This is a genomic window from Clostridium sp. chh4-2, assembly GCF_002899675.1.
In the GTDB taxonomy this organism is placed as follows: Bacteria; Bacillota; Clostridia; order Lachnospirales; family Lachnospiraceae; genus CHH4-2.
The window spans coordinates 22,247-41,178 of record NZ_PKUU01000021.1 but is presented as its reverse complement, the minus strand read 5'-3'; the positions used below and the strand labels follow the sequence as shown (position 1 = coordinate 41,178).

Sequence of the window (18,932 nt, the reverse complement as noted above, 5' to 3'; positions counted from 1 at the left end):
TAAGGAAAAAGGCCTTATTTGATAAAAATTTTTCAATTGTTTCGAATTTTGAATTGTGATATACTGTACAAGATAGTTAACCCGGAAGGTCCGTTTCGGCGCCTTTGGGTATAAACGAAATAGTATAGAAAGAGGGTTAGTTAGATGGGATTGGCTACATTTAAAGGCGGCATCCATCCTTATGAAGGAAAAGAACTGTCCGAGTCCAAGCCGGTACAGATTCTGATGCCAAAAGGGGAAATGGTATTTCCAATGTCTCAGCACATCGGAGCGCCTGCAACACCACTGGTAGCAAAAGGTGACCAGGTTCTGGCGGGGCAGAAGATCGGCGAAGCCAGCGGTTTCATTTCAGCCAACGTAATCAGTTCTGTATCAGGAACGGTTAAGGCGATTGAACCAAGGCGCGTTGCAAATGGTGCGATGGTGAATTCCATCATCATTGAGAATGATGGTGAGTACAAAACTGTAGAAGGATTAGGAACTGACAGAGATTCCTCTAAGCTTTCCAAACAGGAGATCCGTGATATTGTCAAAGCGGCAGGTATCGTAGGTTTAGGCGGCGCGGGATTCCCGACACACGTTAAGCTGACGCCAAAGGACGAAAACAAGATTGATTACATACTTGTTAACGGTGCGGAGTGTGAACCGTATCTGACTTCCGATTACCGCATGATGATTGAAGAGCCGGAGAAGATTGTCGGCGGACTGAAAGTGGTTCTTCAGTTATTCGACAATGCAAAAGGCGTGATCGGAATTGAAAATAATAAACCGGAAGCGATCAAGATTCTGACAGATCTTGTAAAAGACGAACCCAGAATCAGCGTTTGTCCGCTTCTTACCAAATACCCTCAGGGTGGTGAGCGTTCCTTAATTAACGCGATTACAGGAAGAAAGGTGAATTCCTCCATGCTGCCGGCAGATGCAGGCTGTATCGTGGATAATATCGATACCATAATCGCGATCTACATGGCGGTGTGCAAGACAACGCCTCTGATGAGAAGAATTGTGACTGTGACCGGTGATGCGGTTGTCAATCCACAGAACTACAACGTTAAGATCGGTACCGATTTCCAGGAATTAGTGGACGCGGCAGGCGGATTTAAGACAGAGCCGGAGAAGCTGATCGCAGGCGGCCCTATGATGGGAATGGCATTGTTTGACCTGCATATCCCGGTTACCAAGACATGTTCCGCGCTTACCTGCTTCACGAAAGACGAAGTTGCGGCCAATGCTCCAAGCCCATGCATCCGCTGCGGCAAATGTGTGAGCGTATGCCCAAGCCATATTGTGCCTCAGATGATGATGGACGCAGCAGAGAGAAATGACTGCGATTTATTTGAAAAGTTAAGCGGTATGGAATGTATGGAATGCGGAAGCTGTACCTTTATCTGCCCTGCGAAGCGCCCGCTGACACAGGCATTTAAAGAGATGAGAAAGACGGTTGCGGCTAACCGCCGTAAGAAAGCGTAGGAGGGGAAGACATGTCTAAATTATATAACGTATCATCATCCCCGCATGTGAGAAGCAAGGTGACGACCCAGAGCATTATGCTGGACGTTGCGATCGCTATGCTTCCTGCAGCTGCGTATGGTGTATACCAGTTTAAATTAAGAGCGCTGATTATAATCATCGCAACAGTGGCAGCCTGTGTGCTGAGTGAATATGTATATGAGAAACTGATGAAAAAGCCGATTACCATCGCTGACGGCAGCGCCTTGGTAACAGGTATGATCCTGGCTCTCAACATGCCGCCGTCAATTCCGGTATGGATTCCAGTGCTGGGCGGCGTGTTTGCCATCGTTGTCGTAAAACAGTTATACGGCGGACTCGGACAGAACTTTATGAACCCTGCATTGGCGGCCAGATGTTTCCTGCTCATTTCCTTTACAGGAAAGATGTCCAGCTTTGATCTGGACGGCGTGACAGGACCGACTCCTCTGGCAGTTATGAGAGCGGGCGGCGAATACAATGTTATGAACATGTTCGTCGGAAGAATTCCAGGAACCATCGGTGAGGTTTCCGTAATCGCTTTGCTGATCGGCGCTGTTTATATGCTGGTTAGAAAAGTTATCACCATCCGTATTCCTGCAACTTATATCATCACATTTGCCCTTTTCATCTTTATCTTCGGCGGATTTGATGTGAATTATACGCTGGCACACCTTTGCGGCGGCGGTTTGATCTTCGGTGCGTTCTTCATGGCAACTGATTATGTAACAAGTCCGATCACTCCAAAGGGACAGATTGCCTTTGGTATTTTACTCGGTCTGTTAACCGGTATTTTCCGTCTTTGGGGCGGTTCAGCGGAAGGTGTTTCTTATGCGATCATCTTGAGCAACATCTTAGTACCGTTAATTGAGAAGGTAACCCTTCCAAAAGCATTTGGAAAGGAGGGCAAGTAAGATGAGTAAAGGTGGATTTATGAAAGACGCTGTTATCTTATTTGTGATTACTCTGATAGCAGGTGTTTGTCTTGGCGGTGTTTATACAATCACAAAAGAACCGATTGCAAAAGCCCAGCAGGAAGCGAAAGAAGCAGCTTACAGAGTTGTTTTCCCTGGGGATTATAAATTCTCTTCCAGCGATGAAATTACAGCCGCGATTCCGGCAGCGAACGAAGCGTTAGCCGGCATGGGATACGGCAATGTATTAGTTTCTGAAGCAGTTGAAGTCGTAGACGGCAGCGGCGCTTCCGTTGGTTCCGTAGTTTCTGCAACATCAAAAGACGGTTTCGGCGGTGCGGTAAGCATTTCCGTAGGTATTGATTTAGATGGAACGGTTAAGGGAATTGAATTCCTTTCACTTTCCGAAACACCGGGTCTTGGTATGAATGCTACAAAACCGGCATTTAAAGACCAGTTCTCCAATAAAAAGGCAGAATCATTTACCGTAACAAAATCAGGTGCTGCATCTGACAGTGAAATCGATGCTATGAGCGGTGCTACCATAACATCCAACGCAGTAACCAATGCAGTGAACGCAGCAGTTTATTTTGCGGATAACTGCATGGCACAATAACAGGAGGTGGGAAGTTTGAATACATGTAAAGAACGTTTATATAACGGTATTATAAAAGAAAACCCGACCTTCGTCCTGATGTTAGGTATGTGTCCTACATTGGCGGTCACAACCTCAGCTGTGAATGGTTTGGGTATGGGACTTAGTACCACAGTCGTACTGATTATGTCCAATATTATTATTTCAGCATTGCGTAATATCATTCCGGACAGAGTTCGTATTCCGGCATTTATCGTAATCGTTGCTTCATTAGTAACAGTTGTACAGCTGTTGATCCAGGGATATCTTCCTTCCCTGTATGATTCACTGGGTATTTATATCCCTCTGATCGTAGTTAACTGTATCATCCTCGGACGTGCAGAATCCTATGCATCTAAGAACGGCCCTCTGTTATCCTGCTTTGACGGTATCGGAATGGGACTTGGATTTACCGTAGGCTTAACCTTTATCGGTATTTTCCGTGAATTCTTAGGATCAGGCGCATTCTTCGGTATGGAATTTGTTCCGGAAGATTTCAGAATCTCAATCTTTGTTCTGGCTCCCGGCGCGTTCTTCGTACTGGCACTTTTAACAGCTCTTCAGAACTATTTTAAAGCTCCTTCTGCAACCAACGGTTCCGCTCCTAAGTCAAAATTGGCATGCGGCGGCAACTGCAGCTCCTGCAGCGGTTCTTCCTGTATGGCAAACCACGACATTCTGGAAACCCGTTTAAGACAGGCGGAAGAAGAAGCATTAGAAAAGAAAAAAGCAGAAGTAGCAGCAAAACAGGCACAGTTAAATGCAGCTACCGGTAAAAAAGAAGAATAGGAGGATGGATTAGATGAAAGAGTTATTGTTAGTAGCGATTGGCTCCGCGCTTGTGAACAACGTCGTACTGAGCCAGTTCTTAGGTCTGTGTCCATTCCTTGGCGTTTCTAAGAAAGTAGAGACTTCTGCAGGTATGGGTGCGGCCGTAATCTTTGTTATTACGATTGCATCAATTGTAGCAAGCTTGATTTACGATGGAATTCTGGTAACCTTCCATTTGGAATATCTCCAGACAATCGTATTTATCCTGGTTATCGCAGCTTTGGTTCAGTTTGTAGAGATGTTTTTAAAGAAATCCATGCCGGCTCTTTATGAGTCTCTGGGCGTGTTCCTTCCTTTGATTACTACAAACTGTGCAGTTTTAGGTGTGGCTTTAACCAATGTTCAGAAAGAATACAACTTCGTAACCAGCGTTGTGAATGGTTTCGGTACAGCAGTTGGTTTTACCATCGCCATCGTTATGCTGGCTGGTATCCGCGAAAGAATTGAACATAATGACATCCCTCATACAATTCAGGGATCACCGATCGTCCTGATTACCGCAGGCCTGATGGCAATCGCGTTTTTCGGATTTTCCGGATTAATTTAAGGGGAGGAGACGGAGAATGATAGTACAGGGAATGTTAGCAGCAGCTGTCGTAGTAGGTCTGGTTGGATTATTGATCGGCGTACTGCTGGGAGTTGCCAGTGAAAAGTTTAAAGTAGAAGTAGACGAAAAAGAAATTCTCGTCCGCAATGAACTGCCGGGCAACAACTGCGGCGGCTGCGGATATCCTGGTTGTGACGGTCTTGCAAAAGCCATTGCGGCCGGAGAAGCAGAAGTTGGAGCATGTCCGGTAGGCGGCGCTCCTGTAGCGGAAAAGATTGCCGCTATCATGGGTGTTGAAAGCGGAAGCGCAGAAAAGAAAGTAGCTTTTGTAAAATGTAAAGGTACCTGTGATAAAACAAAATTACAGTACAATTACTTTGGTATTGACGACTGTCAGAAGGTTTCCGTTGTTCCTGGCGCCGGCGAAAAAGCTTGTATTTACGGATGTATGGGTTACGGCTCCTGTGTAAAGGCCTGCGCCTTTGACGCCATCCATGTAATCGACGGCGTAGCAGTAGTCGACAAGGAAAAATGCGTTGCCTGCGGCAAGTGTACCGCAGTCTGCCCGAACCATCTGATCGAACTGGTACCGTACAGTGCAGAACATCTGGTACAGTGCAGTTCTCACGATAAGGGCAAAGATGTTAAGGCGAAATGTGCGTCCGGCTGTATCGGATGTACCCTTTGTACCAAACAGTGCGAATTTGACGCAATCCATATGGATAATAACGTAGCCGTTATCGACTATGAGAAATGTACGAACTGCGGCAAGTGCGCGGCGAAATGTCCGGTTAAGATTATTAAATAATAGGCAGAATATTAAAAGTCAGGGTATATCATATGCCCTGGCTTTTAATTTGCAATGAATCATGTCTGGTTCCATCCTGCTAACGATTATCTTTATCATATCCGGTTCTGGATATATAATCTCCTGCTTATCCCATACAGCTTCCGAAAACGTATTAGATTATCTTTTGCGAATATTGAATTATGACAAAATGTAGGGCATACAATTCTTTGCTTTTCGAGAGAAGCATGTGCTGTTATAATGCAAAAGAAGAGGAAGATACAGCCGAACAACAGGATGAAAATAGGAAATGGAGTGGCAGCAATGGAGCGAATAAGGCAGAGCCGAAAAAAGCCGCATACGAGACCGGTACCGGAGGTAAACAGAGACAGCAGGAGAACTGCAAGAAAACATAAGGTCCAATGTACAAAGAAAAGAAAGAAAAGCAGAAGGCTTTTAATAAAGATTGTGTTTGGCTTTGTGATAATGATGATAATTGGATATACGGCAGTCAGTATCTGCTATAAAGATCCCTTTCTTCCACATACGGTTATTGATGGAACAGAAGTGATCGGGACGACAACAGAAGAAATCCCAAAAGATATGGAGGAAACAGAACTCTGTCAGATTATAAATGACGAGGAAGATCCGGTTTTAATAAGGCAAAAAGAGCAGTGGGAACAATATATTTCGGTAAATGTCACTTATCGGTTCGGCAGCCGGTCCGAAGTGGTGGACGGGAATATCATCATAGATTGGTTGAACGTGGATGAAAATAGAAAGGTGTCGGTTGATCGCAAAAAAGTTGAGGAATATGTGAAGGAACTTGCCAAAAAGTACAATACGGCCTACTGCGTTAAGGAATTAAAAACCTCTTATGGTCCGACTGTAAAAATCACAAAGGGACACTATGGCTGGATGATCGATCAAGGCGCGGAAGTGGATAGGCTGATTGAGATAATAGAGACAGGCGAAAGCGGAGATCGGGAGCCGGTTTATCTTCAGACTGCGAACAGCCATGATGGCCCGGATTATGGGGATACCTATGTGGAAATTAATTTGACAGCTCAGCATCTGTTCTATTATAAAGAGGGGAAAATGCTGATTGAATCCGATTTTGTGTCAGGAAATGAGGCAAAGGGCTGGAGCACTCCTGTGGGGTGTTATGAACTGACTTATAAACAGAAGGACGCTGTTTTAAAGGGGAGCAATTACAAAACACCGGTGACATATTGGATGCCCTTTAATGGGAATATTGGAATGCATGATGGCTACTGGCGATCCAGTTTCGGCGGAACAATTTACAAAGAGAACGGTTCTCATGGCTGCGTGAACCTGCCGCCGGTGGCTGCAAAGACTATTTTTGATAATATTGAAAAAGGGACTCCGGTTCTTTGCTATCATTTAGACGGCACGGAAACCAATAAGACGACAAAGGATACATCTGCAAAGACCAACAGTCATGTTGGAAAGGAACCGGAAACAACGATGGAAAGCTCAGAACCGGTGGATGCGGAGCCTGTTGAAACGACAACGATTGAAATGGAGCCAGTAGAAATGGAGCAGGTAGAAACGGAGCCGGCAGAAACTAATCCTGCAGAGACTGTCTCGGAGGAAACTATTCCGGAAGGACCTGCACAGAAAGAAAGTGCATCTGATTTGGAAGCAGAGACGGTAGAACCGCTGTTAGAGACAGTGGTTCAGCCCGGGCCTTCAGTGGGGCCGGGAATAACGGAGGCGTCTGAACAACATACTGGTGAATTGCCTGTGCGGGCCATGGAACCGGTTCTTTCAGAATAAAAAGACAGAGCAGACCGTTTTAGTGAAATTACAGTTAGAATAATTGGAGGAGAGTATCATGCCCGTAAATTCATTTGAAGATTATCCGATGTCTTGGAAACCGGATAGGAACAGACTGACGCATCCGCTTTATTATTGTCTTGCTGATTTGATGGAGCAGGATATAAAAAACGGGAAACTTACAGCAGGGACGAAGCTGCCGCCTCAAAGGGAATTGGCTGATTTTTTAGATTTGAACCTAAGCACTATTACAAAGGCTTATAAGCTGGGAGAGATGAGGGGACTGATCCATGCAGTAACAGGGAAAGGAACATTTGTAACACCTTATGCTGGCGCTTCTACATCAACCGTAGAGAAAAACACGCGGGCAGAGATTGAACTGGCTGTCATACATCCCTTTTATGATTCGAACGTGGATATTCGTGATTTGACCATAAAGCTTTTGACAAAGCCGGGGGCAGAGCGGTTATTTGAATATTCACATCCTTTAGGAGACAGAGAACAAATTATGACAGCTGCTCAATGGCTGAGGCGCAGCGGGATCGAAGCAAATGAACGCAATACCATGATTGCAAGCGGTGCTCAGAATGCTCTGGCAATCATTCTTTCAACTCTGTTTGAAGCTGGGGATTGTATTGCGGTAGATACGTACACTTATCCCAATTTTATTAGCCTGGCAAACCTGCTTTACCTTCAGCTTGTGCCGATTGAAAATGACAGGGAGGGAATGCTGCCGGAAAAACTGGAAAAGGCATGCACTTTGCGTAAGATCAGAGGAATCTATATGATGCCGGCAGGAAGCAATCCAACTAACATTGCTTTTTCCAATGAGAGAAAAAAAGCAATTGGAGATATTATCCGAAAACGAAATTTAATTGCGATTGAAGATGATAATTATGCGGCTCTTCTTGAGGAACCATATGTACCTGTTACGCTTGAAGCGCCGGAACATTGCATTTATCTCAGCGGATTGTCAAAACCCATTTGTCCGGGACTTAGGATTGCTTATATGTATTTGCCGGAACGGTTTATTGTGCCAATGGAACAAGGAATATTTAGCCAGAATTTGAAAATCTCTTCATTGAATATAGAAATAGCCACGGAAGTTATACGAAGCGGAATGGATAAGAAGATTATTCGAAGAAAGCGGAAAGCGGCGGTTAAAAGAAATCAGATTTATGCTTCATTTTTCCCGGAAAGTACGGTTTGCCCCAATTCCTATTATCAATGGCTGGAACTGCCGGAGACATGTACCGGAAGGATGTGCGAGATAGAACTGGCAAACAGAGGGATCAGTGTGTTTGGGGCGGAGCGGTTTTTCTGCGGAAATACGGAGAGGGCTAATGCACTGCGAATTGCTACCTGTTCTGCAGATAATGAAACTCAGTTGAAGGCAGGGCTGAGGGAGGTAAAACAGTTTGTAGAAAAACAGAAAAATAAAGCGCCGGTTTTTATTGTATAGACGGGGCGGAAAAGATATAGTAACTGTTACATAGAACCTGAAGGCATTTTCGAAAAAGCCTTCAGGTTTAACTTTAAATCTCTTTTTCTCTTGAGTTTTTCGGTCCGACTGAATAAAAGTTTGCATTAACCAGGCCCGGTTGAACCTCGTATGATTAATTTTGGATCATATTCGATTTTAATGATGTCATCCCCACTTGAAGCAGTATGATCGATCAGCATATCTAACGCGGCCCTGCACCGGTGTAATAAAAAGTGGTCCACCGTGGTGAGGGAAGGGAAGATATAGTCTGAGATGAACAGATTATCGAAACCGCAGACCGATATATCTTCCGGTATCCTGATCCCGGATTCGTGGAGCGCTTTGCAGATGCCGATGGCAAACATATCGTTCAGCCCGATCATGGCAGTAATATCATGTCTGCGTGACAGCAGATCTTTGGTAAGTGCATATCCCACATTCACTTCATCGCCGCAGCCGCTGAGCGCCTCGTTCTCTTTCTCTGCCTGACAGATCTCCATATGGTTTTCAAGCCCATATTTTTGCAGAGCGGAAATAACCCCTTCAAACCGAAGCTTGCGCGAGATCGCCCGGCTGGATAGCGGCGTGGTAATAAATGCAAAATTCTGATGACCCAATTCTATTAAATGTTCTGCAATGAGTTCCCCGGATTTAAAACTGTTTAACGATACGGTATTAATATTGATGTTATAATTCTTTTCCGCCAGGATCACGATGGGAACCTGGCGGCTGTAAGTTTCGATCAGATCCAATTCTATAGGATTATAAGAATAGATAATTCCGTCTACTTTTTGGCTGATCAGCCATTCCACCTGCTCCGCCTCGCTTTGGCGTTCCCGCCTGGTATTGCATAAAACTGTATGGCACCCCCGTTTTCCGGCTTCGCTGTCAATGATCTGGGCGGCCATAAAATGAAAGATATTGGCAAAAGACGGAAATACATACCCGATGACCGGATTCTTTTTCTTGAGGCGGGAAGAGGCGGATTTGTGAACATATCCAAGAGCATTGGCGCAGTCCAGGACCTTTTTTCGCGTCTCCTCGGAGATGGAAATTCCTTCTTTATTATTTAAAACAAAGGAGACTGTGGATTGGGAAACTCCGGATAATTTTGCTATATCTATGGTTGTGACTTTCTTGCCGTTTGATTTATTTGTGTTCTGCATGATATATTATCAAGTCCTCGTGATCTGTTTAATAGTTATAAATATATATTAGCGTATTTGGAAAAGAAAATCAATGGAAGCTGTCCATAAATTAATAATTATTAATAAAAATATTAGTAATAATAAATGAGGGAAATTATTAAATAAAATACTGACATAAATAAAATGCACAAATTATGATGAAATATTTGACAAAAAATGTGACATGTGTTAGTATAAAAACAACGACACAATTAATAAAACGTTAAATATTAATACTAATATTTAACTAATATGGAATGGGGGAGGATTATGAAACCGATATTAGTAAAAAAGAAAATAAAAACCCGCGAGTGCATGATTTCTTTAGCCATGCTGCTTTTCGGCCTGATTATCCTGATTTCAGCCTTGCAGTATGGCCCGGGAGTTCGGATGTTTCCTGCGCTGACCGGCAGTTGTTTTATTTTCATAGGAGCATTCAGCTTTATGTCCTCTTTAAAAAAAGAAAAACAGAAAGAGACGGAAAAACTGATGAATAAGCAGGAGCTGCTGATTTTTGGTATTATGCTCGTAACTGCTTTGTTCATTCGGATTCTCGGTTTTTACGTATCCTTATGTTTGGGAATGATGGGTGTTTGTTCTCTGGTGATCCGCCGGAAAAACTTTAAAAAGACTCTTATCTGCAATGGTATCTTTTGCTTTGTGACAGCAGCGGTTTTATTTATCATTTTTCACCTGGTTCTGCATGTGCCGACGCCGTCAGGGCTTCTGATTTAATATGCACTTGATAATCGGAATGATTTTAATATAAGGAGGTAATTTACTATGCTGAAAAAGAACCAGGTTTGTTTTTTTCTGGCCGGAATTGTTTTATGTATGGCGGGTTTGACAGGCTGTGCAAAACAAGAAGCGAAATATCCGGATAAAAACAAGAGCGTAACAATTATTGTGGAAAGAGCGGCTGGAGGCGGAAGCGATCTGACTGCCAGGGCCATCGCCCCTCTGTTGGAAAAAGAGCTGGGAATTCCCGTTGTGGTAGTGAATAAAACCGGCGGCGACGGAGTTGTAGGGCTTAATGAAACTGCCGCTTCTAAACCGGACGGCTATACGCTTGATCTGTCCGCGGATACGGTTCAGGCAATCCACTCCGTTTTATATACGGATACCAAGTATACGGAGGACAGCTGGGAGTATCTGGCCGTAACGAATATGACGGCTTACATAATGGTTTTAGGAAAAAACAGTACATTTAACTCCCTCCAGGAAGTGATGGAATATGCGGTCCAGAATCCCGGAAAACTGACGCTTGGAACGCCTTCCGGAATCGCGGAGGTGATGTCGACTCTGGAAGTGAATACCGGTACGGAGTTCACTCAGATTGTCAATGACAGCGGAGCCAATAATCTGGCGTCCATTGCAGGCGGACATGTGGATATTGGACTTCTTACTGCACAATTTTATCAGCAGGCGGTGGATCAGGGACTTAAAGTGGTGGGAGTGACAAGCCCGGACAGGCTGCCCACCTGTATGGATGTTCCCACTTTTACGGAATGTGGATATGATGTGAATATCGTACAGAATTTTATTCTGATTATGCCCAAGGGGGCTCCCGACGACGTGCTGACCGTGCTTCGTTCTGCCCTTGACAAGGTGGGAAACAACCAGGAATTCAAGGACAATCTGGAAGCGATTGATGCAATCCCCGCATATAAAGGCGGAGAAGAGGCGGGAACTTATATAATCGATAACATTAAACGAATTAAAGGCGGACTGGAAAAATGGCAGGCTGATAAGAAATAGTGGTAAAAGAGCGTATCTGTAAGGAGGATGCATATGGAGATAATTTTAGCTGTTTTTAAAGGGCTGCTTTCTTTCGATACGGTGTTTATCACCTTGCTGGGCGCAGTTCTGGGAGTGGTTTTTGGCGCTATACCGGGGCTTAACGGCTCCATCTGCATTGCCATACTGCTGCCGGCCACTTATGGACTCAGTTCCGTACACAGCCTTTTGCTTTTGGGGGCAATCTATATGGGATCTTCTTACGGAGGATCGATTTCCGGTATCCTGATCAATGTGCCGGGTTCCAGTGAGGCCGCATGTACTGCCATCGAAGGATATGCTATGGCGAAAAAAGGAAGAGGCAGGGAAGCTCTGTATTATTCGATTCTTTCTTCTGTATTCGGTGGTTTCTGCGGAGTTTTAGTTCTGATCTTTTTTGCGCCGCTTCTGGCAGGCATCGCTCTGCGCTTCGGCCCGCCGGAGATGTTTTTGATTGCAGTCGTGGGACTGGCTGTGGTTGGCAGCTTGTCCGGCACCGGGTTGATGAAGGGCTGCTTTGCCACACTGTTCGGTGTATTTTTAAGCATGGTCGGAGTGGATTCGCTGACCGGGCATACCCGTCTGACATTTGGAATTGCGCCTCTTTCTTCCGGAATCGGTTTGATCCCGGCTATCGTAGGCTTTTTTGCGCTGGCTGAGATGGTTCGTCAGTGTGACGGAGCGGGTCAGAACCAGGAAGAAGGTGCTGTGGCTCTTGAAAGAATCAGAGTAATGGAAGTGGTCCGTAAATTGACGGTAAAAATGGCGACTCTCATAAAGTCCACGCTGATCGGCATTTGGATTGGCATTCTTCCCGGCACAGGCGGAGCGATTTCTTCCTTTGTTTCCTATGGAGAAGCCAAGCGAAACTGCAAAGAGGGTGAGGTTCCGTTTGGAGAAGGCAATGAGAGCGGAATTATCGCAGCCGAAAGCTCTAATAACGCTGCGGTAGGAGGATCTCTGATTCCTCTGTTGGCTCTCGGAATACCCGGATCGGCTACGGCCGCCATTATATACAGCGCGATTTTGATCCATGGCATTACGCCAGGCCCTAAATTATTCGGAGAAACGCCGGAGCTGGCATATAGTTTTACGATCGGAATGCTGTTTGCCGTACTGGCTATGGGAGTGATTGGAATCTGCGGCGTCCCTTTATTTTCCCAGATATTAAAGATAAAGATCCGTTACATTATTCCCGTGGTGATCATCAGTTCCCTGATCGGCGCATACAGCGCCCGAAACAGCGTATATGATGTGGTGATTGCGATTATATGCGGCTTTTTGGGCGTGATATTTTCAAGGTGCGGTATTCCGTCGCCTCCCATTTTGCTGGGGCTGATTTTAGGAAATCTGATAGAGGTGAACCTGAGAAATTCAATGCTGATTGCCGGGGCAAAGGGGATCTCTGTATTTCAATATATGTTTACGAGACCCCTTTCCATCGCAGTGGTTCTATTGGCGGTCTTGATGTTTGTAGGAAATTTCAAAACAACAGCTAAAAGTGGGAAGATGAAACCGGAAAAATAGGGCAGTTCAAATTATTTTATGATGCGAAACGGGGCGCGCGGCAGGGATAATGAATTTTAAGTCACAGGTTACGGCGCGCGGAATGGAGATTGACATGAGAGAGAACAAAAAATCAAATATTGTCCTGATTATGACGGATCAGTGCAGGAGAGAAGCGCTTGATTATATGCCTAATGTGCAGAGACTGGCCGCGGAAGGAACTTGTTTTTCCAATGCCTATACCCCGGCGCCGCTCTGTCAGCCGGCGCGGGTTTCTATGATGACCGGACTGCTGCCGCATCAGACCGGAATCTGCGGCAACGGAGCAGAGCCGGTCAGCGATGAGATGAGGCTTCGGACTTATCCGAATCTGCTCAGGAATCATGGTTATGAAACTGCAATGATAGGCAAACACCATTTTATTGACAGCTACGGAAAATTCCGTGATATTACAGCGGACGATGAATTAATCGGGCGTTATGGCTTTGATACAGTGATTCAGGTGCTGGATGACGGGGAAAACCTTTCAAACAGCGACGCCTATACGCATTTTTTGGAAAAACACGGACTTTTGGAAGAGTTTCGGGCTGTTTCCGTGAATCCCAATCATGGAGATAATTTTTTTAAACATGTTTTTGAAGAACCTTATACAGCGGAACATTTTATCTATGAATCAGGCGCTGAGTTTATCCGGTCCCATAAATTTGAAAAACCGCTTTATTTTCAATGGTCCTTTATCGGCCCCCATCCTCCCCTCTGGCATCCGGGCGAGCTGACGATCGATCCCGAATCCGTTTTTTCGCCTGTGGAGGCAAAAGATCCGGAAAACTGCAGGCTTCGGAGGGCTCATTATTTGCAGAAATGCGCTGTTATTGACGGATACATTGGGAAAATGCTGGATCTGTTCAGGGAAAAGGGGGAATATGAAAATACGGTGTTTATATTCGCGTCGGATCATGGAGACAATCTGGGGGATCATGGCATTTGGGATAAACGCAATTTTTATGAAGGAAGCGTCGGCGTTCCGCTGATCATGGCTGGGCCCGGGATTCCAAAGGATACCATGATGAACGGCAGTAAAAAATGCAAAGCGCTGGTTTCCCTTCTGGATCTCTATCCGACGATTTTGGAGCTTGCCGGTGTAAAACAGGAAGAAAACGGAAAAAGGTTCGGAAAAAACCTGATTCCAATGATATTGGAACGGAGAGGATCTTCTCACAGCATGGTGATTTCGGAGCTGGGAACCGGAGTTATGATACGGACGGCAGGATGGAAGATGATTTATGACCCGCAGCAGGGCGGAATTACAGGACTGTATAATTTGAAATCAGATTCGGAGGAATGTGTAAATCTGGCCGGAAATCCGCTTTATATTGGAGTTGAATATGAATTGGCCGCTCAAATTCTGGACAGACGGATCGAACTGTCGCAGTATACACATGAGCGGGAGCAGAATCGCATTCAGAAACTGCACATTGTCTGACAGGAAAGGAAAGAAGAGATGGATAGGAAGAAAGATTCGATCCAACGTTTGATGGAGGAATACAGGCAGCTGGAAGAAAGCGAAGAAAACAGACGCCGCCGGTCCATGTGGAAGGGGCTGGATCACTGCAGCAGGGAACAATGGCGGGCCACTCCCAAATCCGACCGTTCCTGGCGGGATGGGCAGGTTCCCATCACTGCGGATATTCAGACGCTTACATGGTCCAAATACTTCGGTTTCGATATTAACGACTATTATTTTAATGCCCGGGTATTTGTGGAAAATTATCTTCGCATCATGATATTCCGGTTCAAGAACTTTCCGGATGACACGTTTTTGGAAAAATGGCTGCCCATGTGGGGAAGCACCGTACTGGAAGGTACGATTTTCGGAGTGAAAGCGGAGTATTCAAAGGACGCGGACCCCTGCATTTTAACAGAACCTGTCATCCGGGAGCCGGAGGATATCAAACGGATAGAACGGGTGGATTTTTATAAAAGCGGTATTATGCCCCGCCTGATCCGGGCCTATGAAGAGGCAAAGGAACTTGTGGACGATGATTTTGAGATTCTGTTCCCGGAATGGATCAGAAGTGTGCTGGGCGTGGCATTTTATCTGCGGGGATACGGCGAGTTTCTGATGGATATGATCGGAGATCCCGAATTTGCGCATCAGGAACTGCGGCTCATTACGGATTCCAGAAAACAATGGTTTGATGATATGCATGACTATCTGAAAACGCCCCGCCATCCGGGCAATCTGTTTAATGATGAGGTGAATGTGCCCACCATTTCGCCCGAACTTTACCGCCAAATGATTTTTCCATACGAACAGGAGCTGTCGGAATATCACGGAGGAATCAGTTATTGGCACAGCTGCGGAAACGTTACAAAGATGCTCCCTGATATAGCAAAACTGGACCGGTTGGCCATGTTCAACGTGGGGCCGTGGACGGATATCTATGAGGCGGGCTGCGCATTTCGGGATAAAGCTCCTTTGGAAGTCTGCATGAATCCGGAACTGGATGTTCTGAGGGCCGGGCCGGAACAGATGAAAGAAAAGGTGCGTTATGTGATGGAGTGCTGTGAGAGAAGCGGTGTTTTGGGAGTGGGATTGAAGGTGAGTGCTGTCAACGCGCCCTCATTTGACCGGAGCGCTATTGAAGATACGATATTCAGAGTGCGGCGCTGGACGGAGGCAGCCCGTGAAGTGACCAACGAATAAAACAGGGGATTACAAAAGGAACGTACAGAATAGGAAGGCGGGACGGCGAATGCCGGAACTGCCTTCCTATTCTGTACGTTTTTACGCTGGTTTGGTCAAAACGTCTATCTCATTCCCGGTCAGTCAACTGGCGTCCGGAATACAGAATAAATTCAGTTGAAATACAGTTTCTTACAATTTCCGTTAACCGTTGACATTCAATGTCCCGCTGTCTATAATTAAGGTATACAAATGTATACTATAACAAAAAAACATCAGTCGACAAATCGGGAAGTCAGAGAATTGGAGAATACACATATGGAAAAGATCAGCTTATCGGACGGAGAATGGAAATTAATGAATTTATTGTGGCAGAGCCCTCCCAAAACAATCACTCAGCTGACAAAAGAGCTGGAAGGAAATACGGGCTGGGGAAAGAATGTGATCATCACTATGTTAAAGCGCCTGGAAGCCAAAGGCGCGGTGCGCCATGAAGAAGGGGACAAGGCAAAGCAGTTTTATCCGGCCGTCACCAAGGAGGGGGCAGCCTTGGAGGAAACGAAAGGCTTTTTAAACCGGGTTTATCAGGGGAGCCTGAGCCTGATGGTCAATGCCATGGTGGATTCCCATGAGCTGTCTTCGAAAGATATTGACGATTTGAAGGCAATTCTGCAAAAGGCGGAGGAGGAGAGACATGGCTGAGACGTTGATAACCTCATCGGTGCTGATTATGGGAATCTGCCTGATCCGTTTCCTGTTAAAAGGGCGGATCAGCCCTCAGGTGCAGTACGGCTTGTGGTCTGTTGCAGCTCTGCGGCTGTGCTTCCCTTTGCTGTACCCGTTTTTCGGCCGTTTAAAGAACCTTCAAAGCCGGTTCAGCGTAATGAATGCCGCAGAATCAGTCAGGGAAAATGTGTCTGCCGGCACGAAATTAACGCCGGCTGCGGTTCATTTAGCAGCAGGACAGGTAAATCCGGCGGATCAGGCGGTTTTGGCCGGAAAAACGGCTGGAACCGATTGGCTGTTTATCATTCTGATGATCTGGGTAAGCGTCAGCATCCTGCTTTTTGTATGGATGGTCTGTATGAATCTTCATTTTTCCAGACGCCTTTATTTTCAGCGGGAGCGGTATAAGGGGAATACGGATGGTATCACTAAACTTCCCGTATATTGTGTGAAGAATTTAGCCTCTCCGTGTTTTGTGGCTTATTTGGGAGACAAGGCCATCTATCTTCCGGAACGAATGGCAAAGGAGCCGGAAAAGGTGCGCTATGTCCTGGTCCACGAAGACTGCCACGCACTCCATCATGACCATATCTGGAGCGCTCTGCGCTGTATTCTGCTTTGCGTTTACTGGGTGAATCCCCTTGTCTGGGCAGCGGCATTTTTATCCAAACGGGATTGTGAGCTGGCCTGCGACGCGGCGGCGGTCAAGCGGTTGGGGGAAGAAGAACGGTTTGCCTATGGGAGAGTTCTCATTGATCTGGCATCCGATAAAAAATACGCGCCCGGTTTTTTCAGCGTTCCGTCTGAACTGAACAATGGAAAAGGTGCGATGAAAGAGAGAATCATAACTCTGGCGAAAGATCCCAGGATGACAAGGATTACCTCGATTCTTATACCGGCCGCGCTGGTTGTGCTGGTTCTCTGTACCTATACCGGGCAGAATACCCAAAGGGAGATCTATGTCAGGAGCGGACAGTGGGCGGAAGCATTTTGCGATAGAGACGGGCAGTCCCTGAAGGCGATGTATAATCCGGAACATTTGGATGATTTTTATCAGATCGATTTGGTGCAGTCTGAGCCGGGGGATGATTTCGTCAGTTTTGGATGGTCGAGCCCATGGCCTATGGATGGTCAGTACCGCGTCTATTCCGACAATGGGGTTACAGAGCTGACCTATTATGCCATGACATCCGATCCTCACCGCTGGGTTTGGAAAGAATGGCTTACATGGAAAAAGGTGAGGGGAACCTGGTATGTGGACCAGGAAGTATTTGAAGAATATGACCAGATTGTATCCGCTGATGAATTTAAGGAAGCTTATGGAGGGAAAATTTCAGATACGGCTATGGATTACAGAAAGGACGGGATGAGTGAAGCGCTTAATGAGATGGCTAAATCAGATCCGGTTTATCAGGATTTATTCGTCCCTGAACGGGCCATGGAATATCTTCTGAATCTTCACGGCGGCTATGGAATTGCCCTGACCGCCGGAAGTACGACTACCGTTGTGTACACCTTTTCAGATGGAAGCAGGTCGGCAGTCACCATGATACAGCCCCATGGATCAGACGGAATCTGGATTCCGGAGGAGATCACCTCCATTCCGGAAGCGCTGCAGAATCAACAGGCGGATGCCGCATCGGTAGAGACGGCTTCTCAAACAGCGGCAGAAGAACATTCCGGCCGCATCACATCCTATGATGTGGTAAGGCTGGCAGGCGTTTCCACTATGGAACAGCTGGACCTTATGACAAAAGGCTTTCCAAAACCGGACAGCATAAGCGGAAATAACGAAACGCCGGATGTGATAAAACGGTATGAATTTCCATATGGGGAAGATAATTATGAACTGCTGATCGCCTATGGCAATGCGGATGACAGTCTGCAATATATTGCCGTACAGCGCCTGTCTACAGGAGAATGGATCACGATCTATGAAACGCCGGAAAATACAGCTCAGTATGGGATTGAGCTTTCGGATGAACAGGGGATTCGGGAATTTTTTGAAACACACAAAAGCATGGAGGATTATCTGACATACCATCTTCCTGACGGGCTGGCCAATGGAGGCTATCTGGCGACGATGGAAACCGGAGGGAATCTTTTCCTCACATCTGATCCTGAGGGGATTAACCGGTTAGAGGAATTATCCCGTTACATAGATGAAGAATCAGTTCCCGCGGAGTGGAGAGCGGCGGGGGCGGTAAAACGCTATGACGGAACCGGAGTTACCGGAGGAATTGAAAAGGGTAGCCTTATGGGGCTGCCGTGGAATCATACTTCCATTCTCTCGGAACCTGTTTCCATCGCCGACTGTGAAGTTCCGGCCCTAATCATCCTGGTACAGCATGATCTGTACACTCCGGCCGCGCTGGAAGAGGCAGAAGCGGAGTATGGCCCTATTTCAGAAGAAAACAAAACATCCCGCATGTGGTATGTATTCTTCGCCAAAGAGGACAGCGATAAGATGTATTCGGTCTCCCTGAATGCGGACTTATACCAGCGCGACGATGCGCTGAAGATGGCGCGAAGCGTTCACTTTAAGGACGGGGCTTTTTAAAGGGGGA

The 18,932-nt window shown here is 46.1% G+C and carries 17 protein-coding genes; 16 read left to right on the top strand and 1 reads right to left on the bottom strand.

Annotated elements, in window-relative coordinates; all coding sequences use genetic code 11:
- Positions 1–144 precede the first annotated feature (144 nt).
- The 9 genes from rsxC to C0033_RS19600 all read left to right on the top strand — a co-directional run bounded on the left by rsxC (position 145) and on the right by C0033_RS19600 (position 8,463).
- Positions 145–1,470, top strand: coding sequence for an electron transport complex subunit RsxC (rsxC, locus tag C0033_RS19635; RefSeq protein ID WP_103229603.1), 1,326 nt, complete (start codon positions 145–147; stop codon positions 1,468–1,470).
- Between the two features lie 11 nt (positions 1,471–1,481).
- A complete protein-coding gene (locus tag C0033_RS19630) occupies positions 1,482–2,402 on the top strand; it encodes an RnfABCDGE type electron transport complex subunit D (RefSeq protein ID WP_103229602.1) in 921 nt (306 codons plus the stop codon).
- A 1-nt stretch (position 2,403) separates the two neighbouring features.
- Complete coding sequence (locus C0033_RS19625) at positions 2,404–3,018, top strand: RnfABCDGE type electron transport complex subunit G (RefSeq protein WP_103229601.1); 615 nt, start codon at positions 2,404–2,406, stop codon at positions 3,016–3,018.
- A gap of 15 nt (positions 3,019–3,033) precedes the next feature.
- On the top strand, positions 3,034–3,825 hold the full coding sequence (locus C0033_RS19620; protein ID WP_103229600.1) for an electron transport complex subunit E: 792 nt from the start codon (positions 3,034–3,036) through the stop codon (positions 3,823–3,825).
- A gap of 13 nt (positions 3,826–3,838) precedes the next feature.
- On the top strand, positions 3,839–4,414 hold the full coding sequence (gene rsxA, locus C0033_RS19615) for an electron transport complex subunit RsxA (protein WP_103229599.1): 576 nt from the start codon (positions 3,839–3,841) through the stop codon (positions 4,412–4,414).
- A 16-nt stretch (positions 4,415–4,430) separates the two neighbouring features.
- Positions 4,431–5,222 carry an RnfABCDGE type electron transport complex subunit B gene (locus C0033_RS19610; protein WP_347501202.1) on the top strand — a complete coding sequence of 264 codons (792 nt, stop codon included), beginning with the start codon at positions 4,431–4,433 and terminating at the stop codon, positions 5,220–5,222.
- Between the two features lie 182 nt (positions 5,223–5,404).
- Positions 5,405–5,617 carry a hypothetical protein gene (locus tag C0033_RS27530; protein ID WP_242984557.1) on the top strand — a complete coding sequence of 71 codons (213 nt, stop codon included), beginning with the start codon at positions 5,405–5,407 and terminating at the stop codon, positions 5,615–5,617.
- 70 nt (positions 5,618–5,687) lie between these two features.
- Entirely contained in the window at positions 5,688–7,001 is a 1,314-nt protein-coding gene (locus tag C0033_RS27820) for a L,D-transpeptidase family protein (RefSeq protein WP_347501201.1), read from the top strand.
- A 58-nt stretch (positions 7,002–7,059) separates the two neighbouring features.
- Positions 7,060–8,463, top strand: coding sequence for a PLP-dependent aminotransferase family protein (locus tag C0033_RS19600; RefSeq protein ID WP_103229597.1), 1,404 nt, complete (start codon positions 7,060–7,062; stop codon positions 8,461–8,463).
- 125 nt (positions 8,464–8,588) lie between these two features.
- On the opposite strand, the gene C0033_RS19595 is transcribed toward C0033_RS19600, so the two are convergent.
- Positions 8,589–9,650 carry a LacI family DNA-binding transcriptional regulator gene (locus C0033_RS19595; RefSeq protein WP_103229596.1) on the bottom strand — a complete coding sequence of 354 codons (1,062 nt, stop codon included), beginning with the start codon at positions 9,648–9,650 and terminating at the stop codon, positions 8,589–8,591.
- 291 nt (positions 9,651–9,941) lie between these two features.
- On the opposite strand from C0033_RS19595, the gene C0033_RS19590 reads away from it, so the two are divergent.
- The 7 genes from C0033_RS19590 (at position 9,942) to C0033_RS19560 (ending at position 18,925) form a co-directional block, all read left to right on the top strand.
- Positions 9,942–10,406, top strand: a complete 465-nt coding sequence (locus C0033_RS19590; protein ID WP_180994826.1) for a tripartite tricarboxylate transporter TctB family protein — start codon at positions 9,942–9,944, stop codon at positions 10,404–10,406.
- Between the two features lie 48 nt (positions 10,407–10,454).
- Positions 10,455–11,429, top strand: a complete 975-nt coding sequence (locus C0033_RS19585; protein ID WP_103229594.1) for a tripartite tricarboxylate transporter substrate binding protein — start codon at positions 10,455–10,457, stop codon at positions 11,427–11,429.
- A gap of 33 nt (positions 11,430–11,462) precedes the next feature.
- Complete coding sequence (locus C0033_RS19580) at positions 11,463–12,974, top strand: tripartite tricarboxylate transporter permease (protein WP_103229593.1); 1,512 nt, start codon at positions 11,463–11,465, stop codon at positions 12,972–12,974.
- 94 nt (positions 12,975–13,068) lie between these two features.
- Positions 13,069–14,436: a sulfatase-like hydrolase/transferase gene (locus C0033_RS19575; RefSeq protein ID WP_180994825.1), complete on the top strand. Its 1,368-nt coding sequence runs from the start codon at positions 13,069–13,071 to the stop codon at positions 14,434–14,436.
- An 18-nt stretch (positions 14,437–14,454) separates the two neighbouring features.
- Positions 14,455–15,660, top strand: a complete 1,206-nt coding sequence (locus C0033_RS19570) for a uroporphyrinogen decarboxylase family protein (protein WP_103229591.1) — start codon at positions 14,455–14,457, stop codon at positions 15,658–15,660.
- 297 nt (positions 15,661–15,957) lie between these two features.
- Positions 15,958–16,341: a BlaI/MecI/CopY family transcriptional regulator gene (locus tag C0033_RS19565; RefSeq protein ID WP_103229590.1), complete on the top strand. Its 384-nt coding sequence runs from the start codon at positions 15,958–15,960 to the stop codon at positions 16,339–16,341.
- Positions 16,334–18,925, top strand: coding sequence for a M56 family metallopeptidase (locus C0033_RS19560; protein WP_103229589.1), 2,592 nt, complete (start codon positions 16,334–16,336; stop codon positions 18,923–18,925). Before C0033_RS19565 ends, C0033_RS19560 begins: the two co-directional genes overlap by 8 nt.
- Positions 18,926–18,932 lie beyond the last annotated feature (7 nt).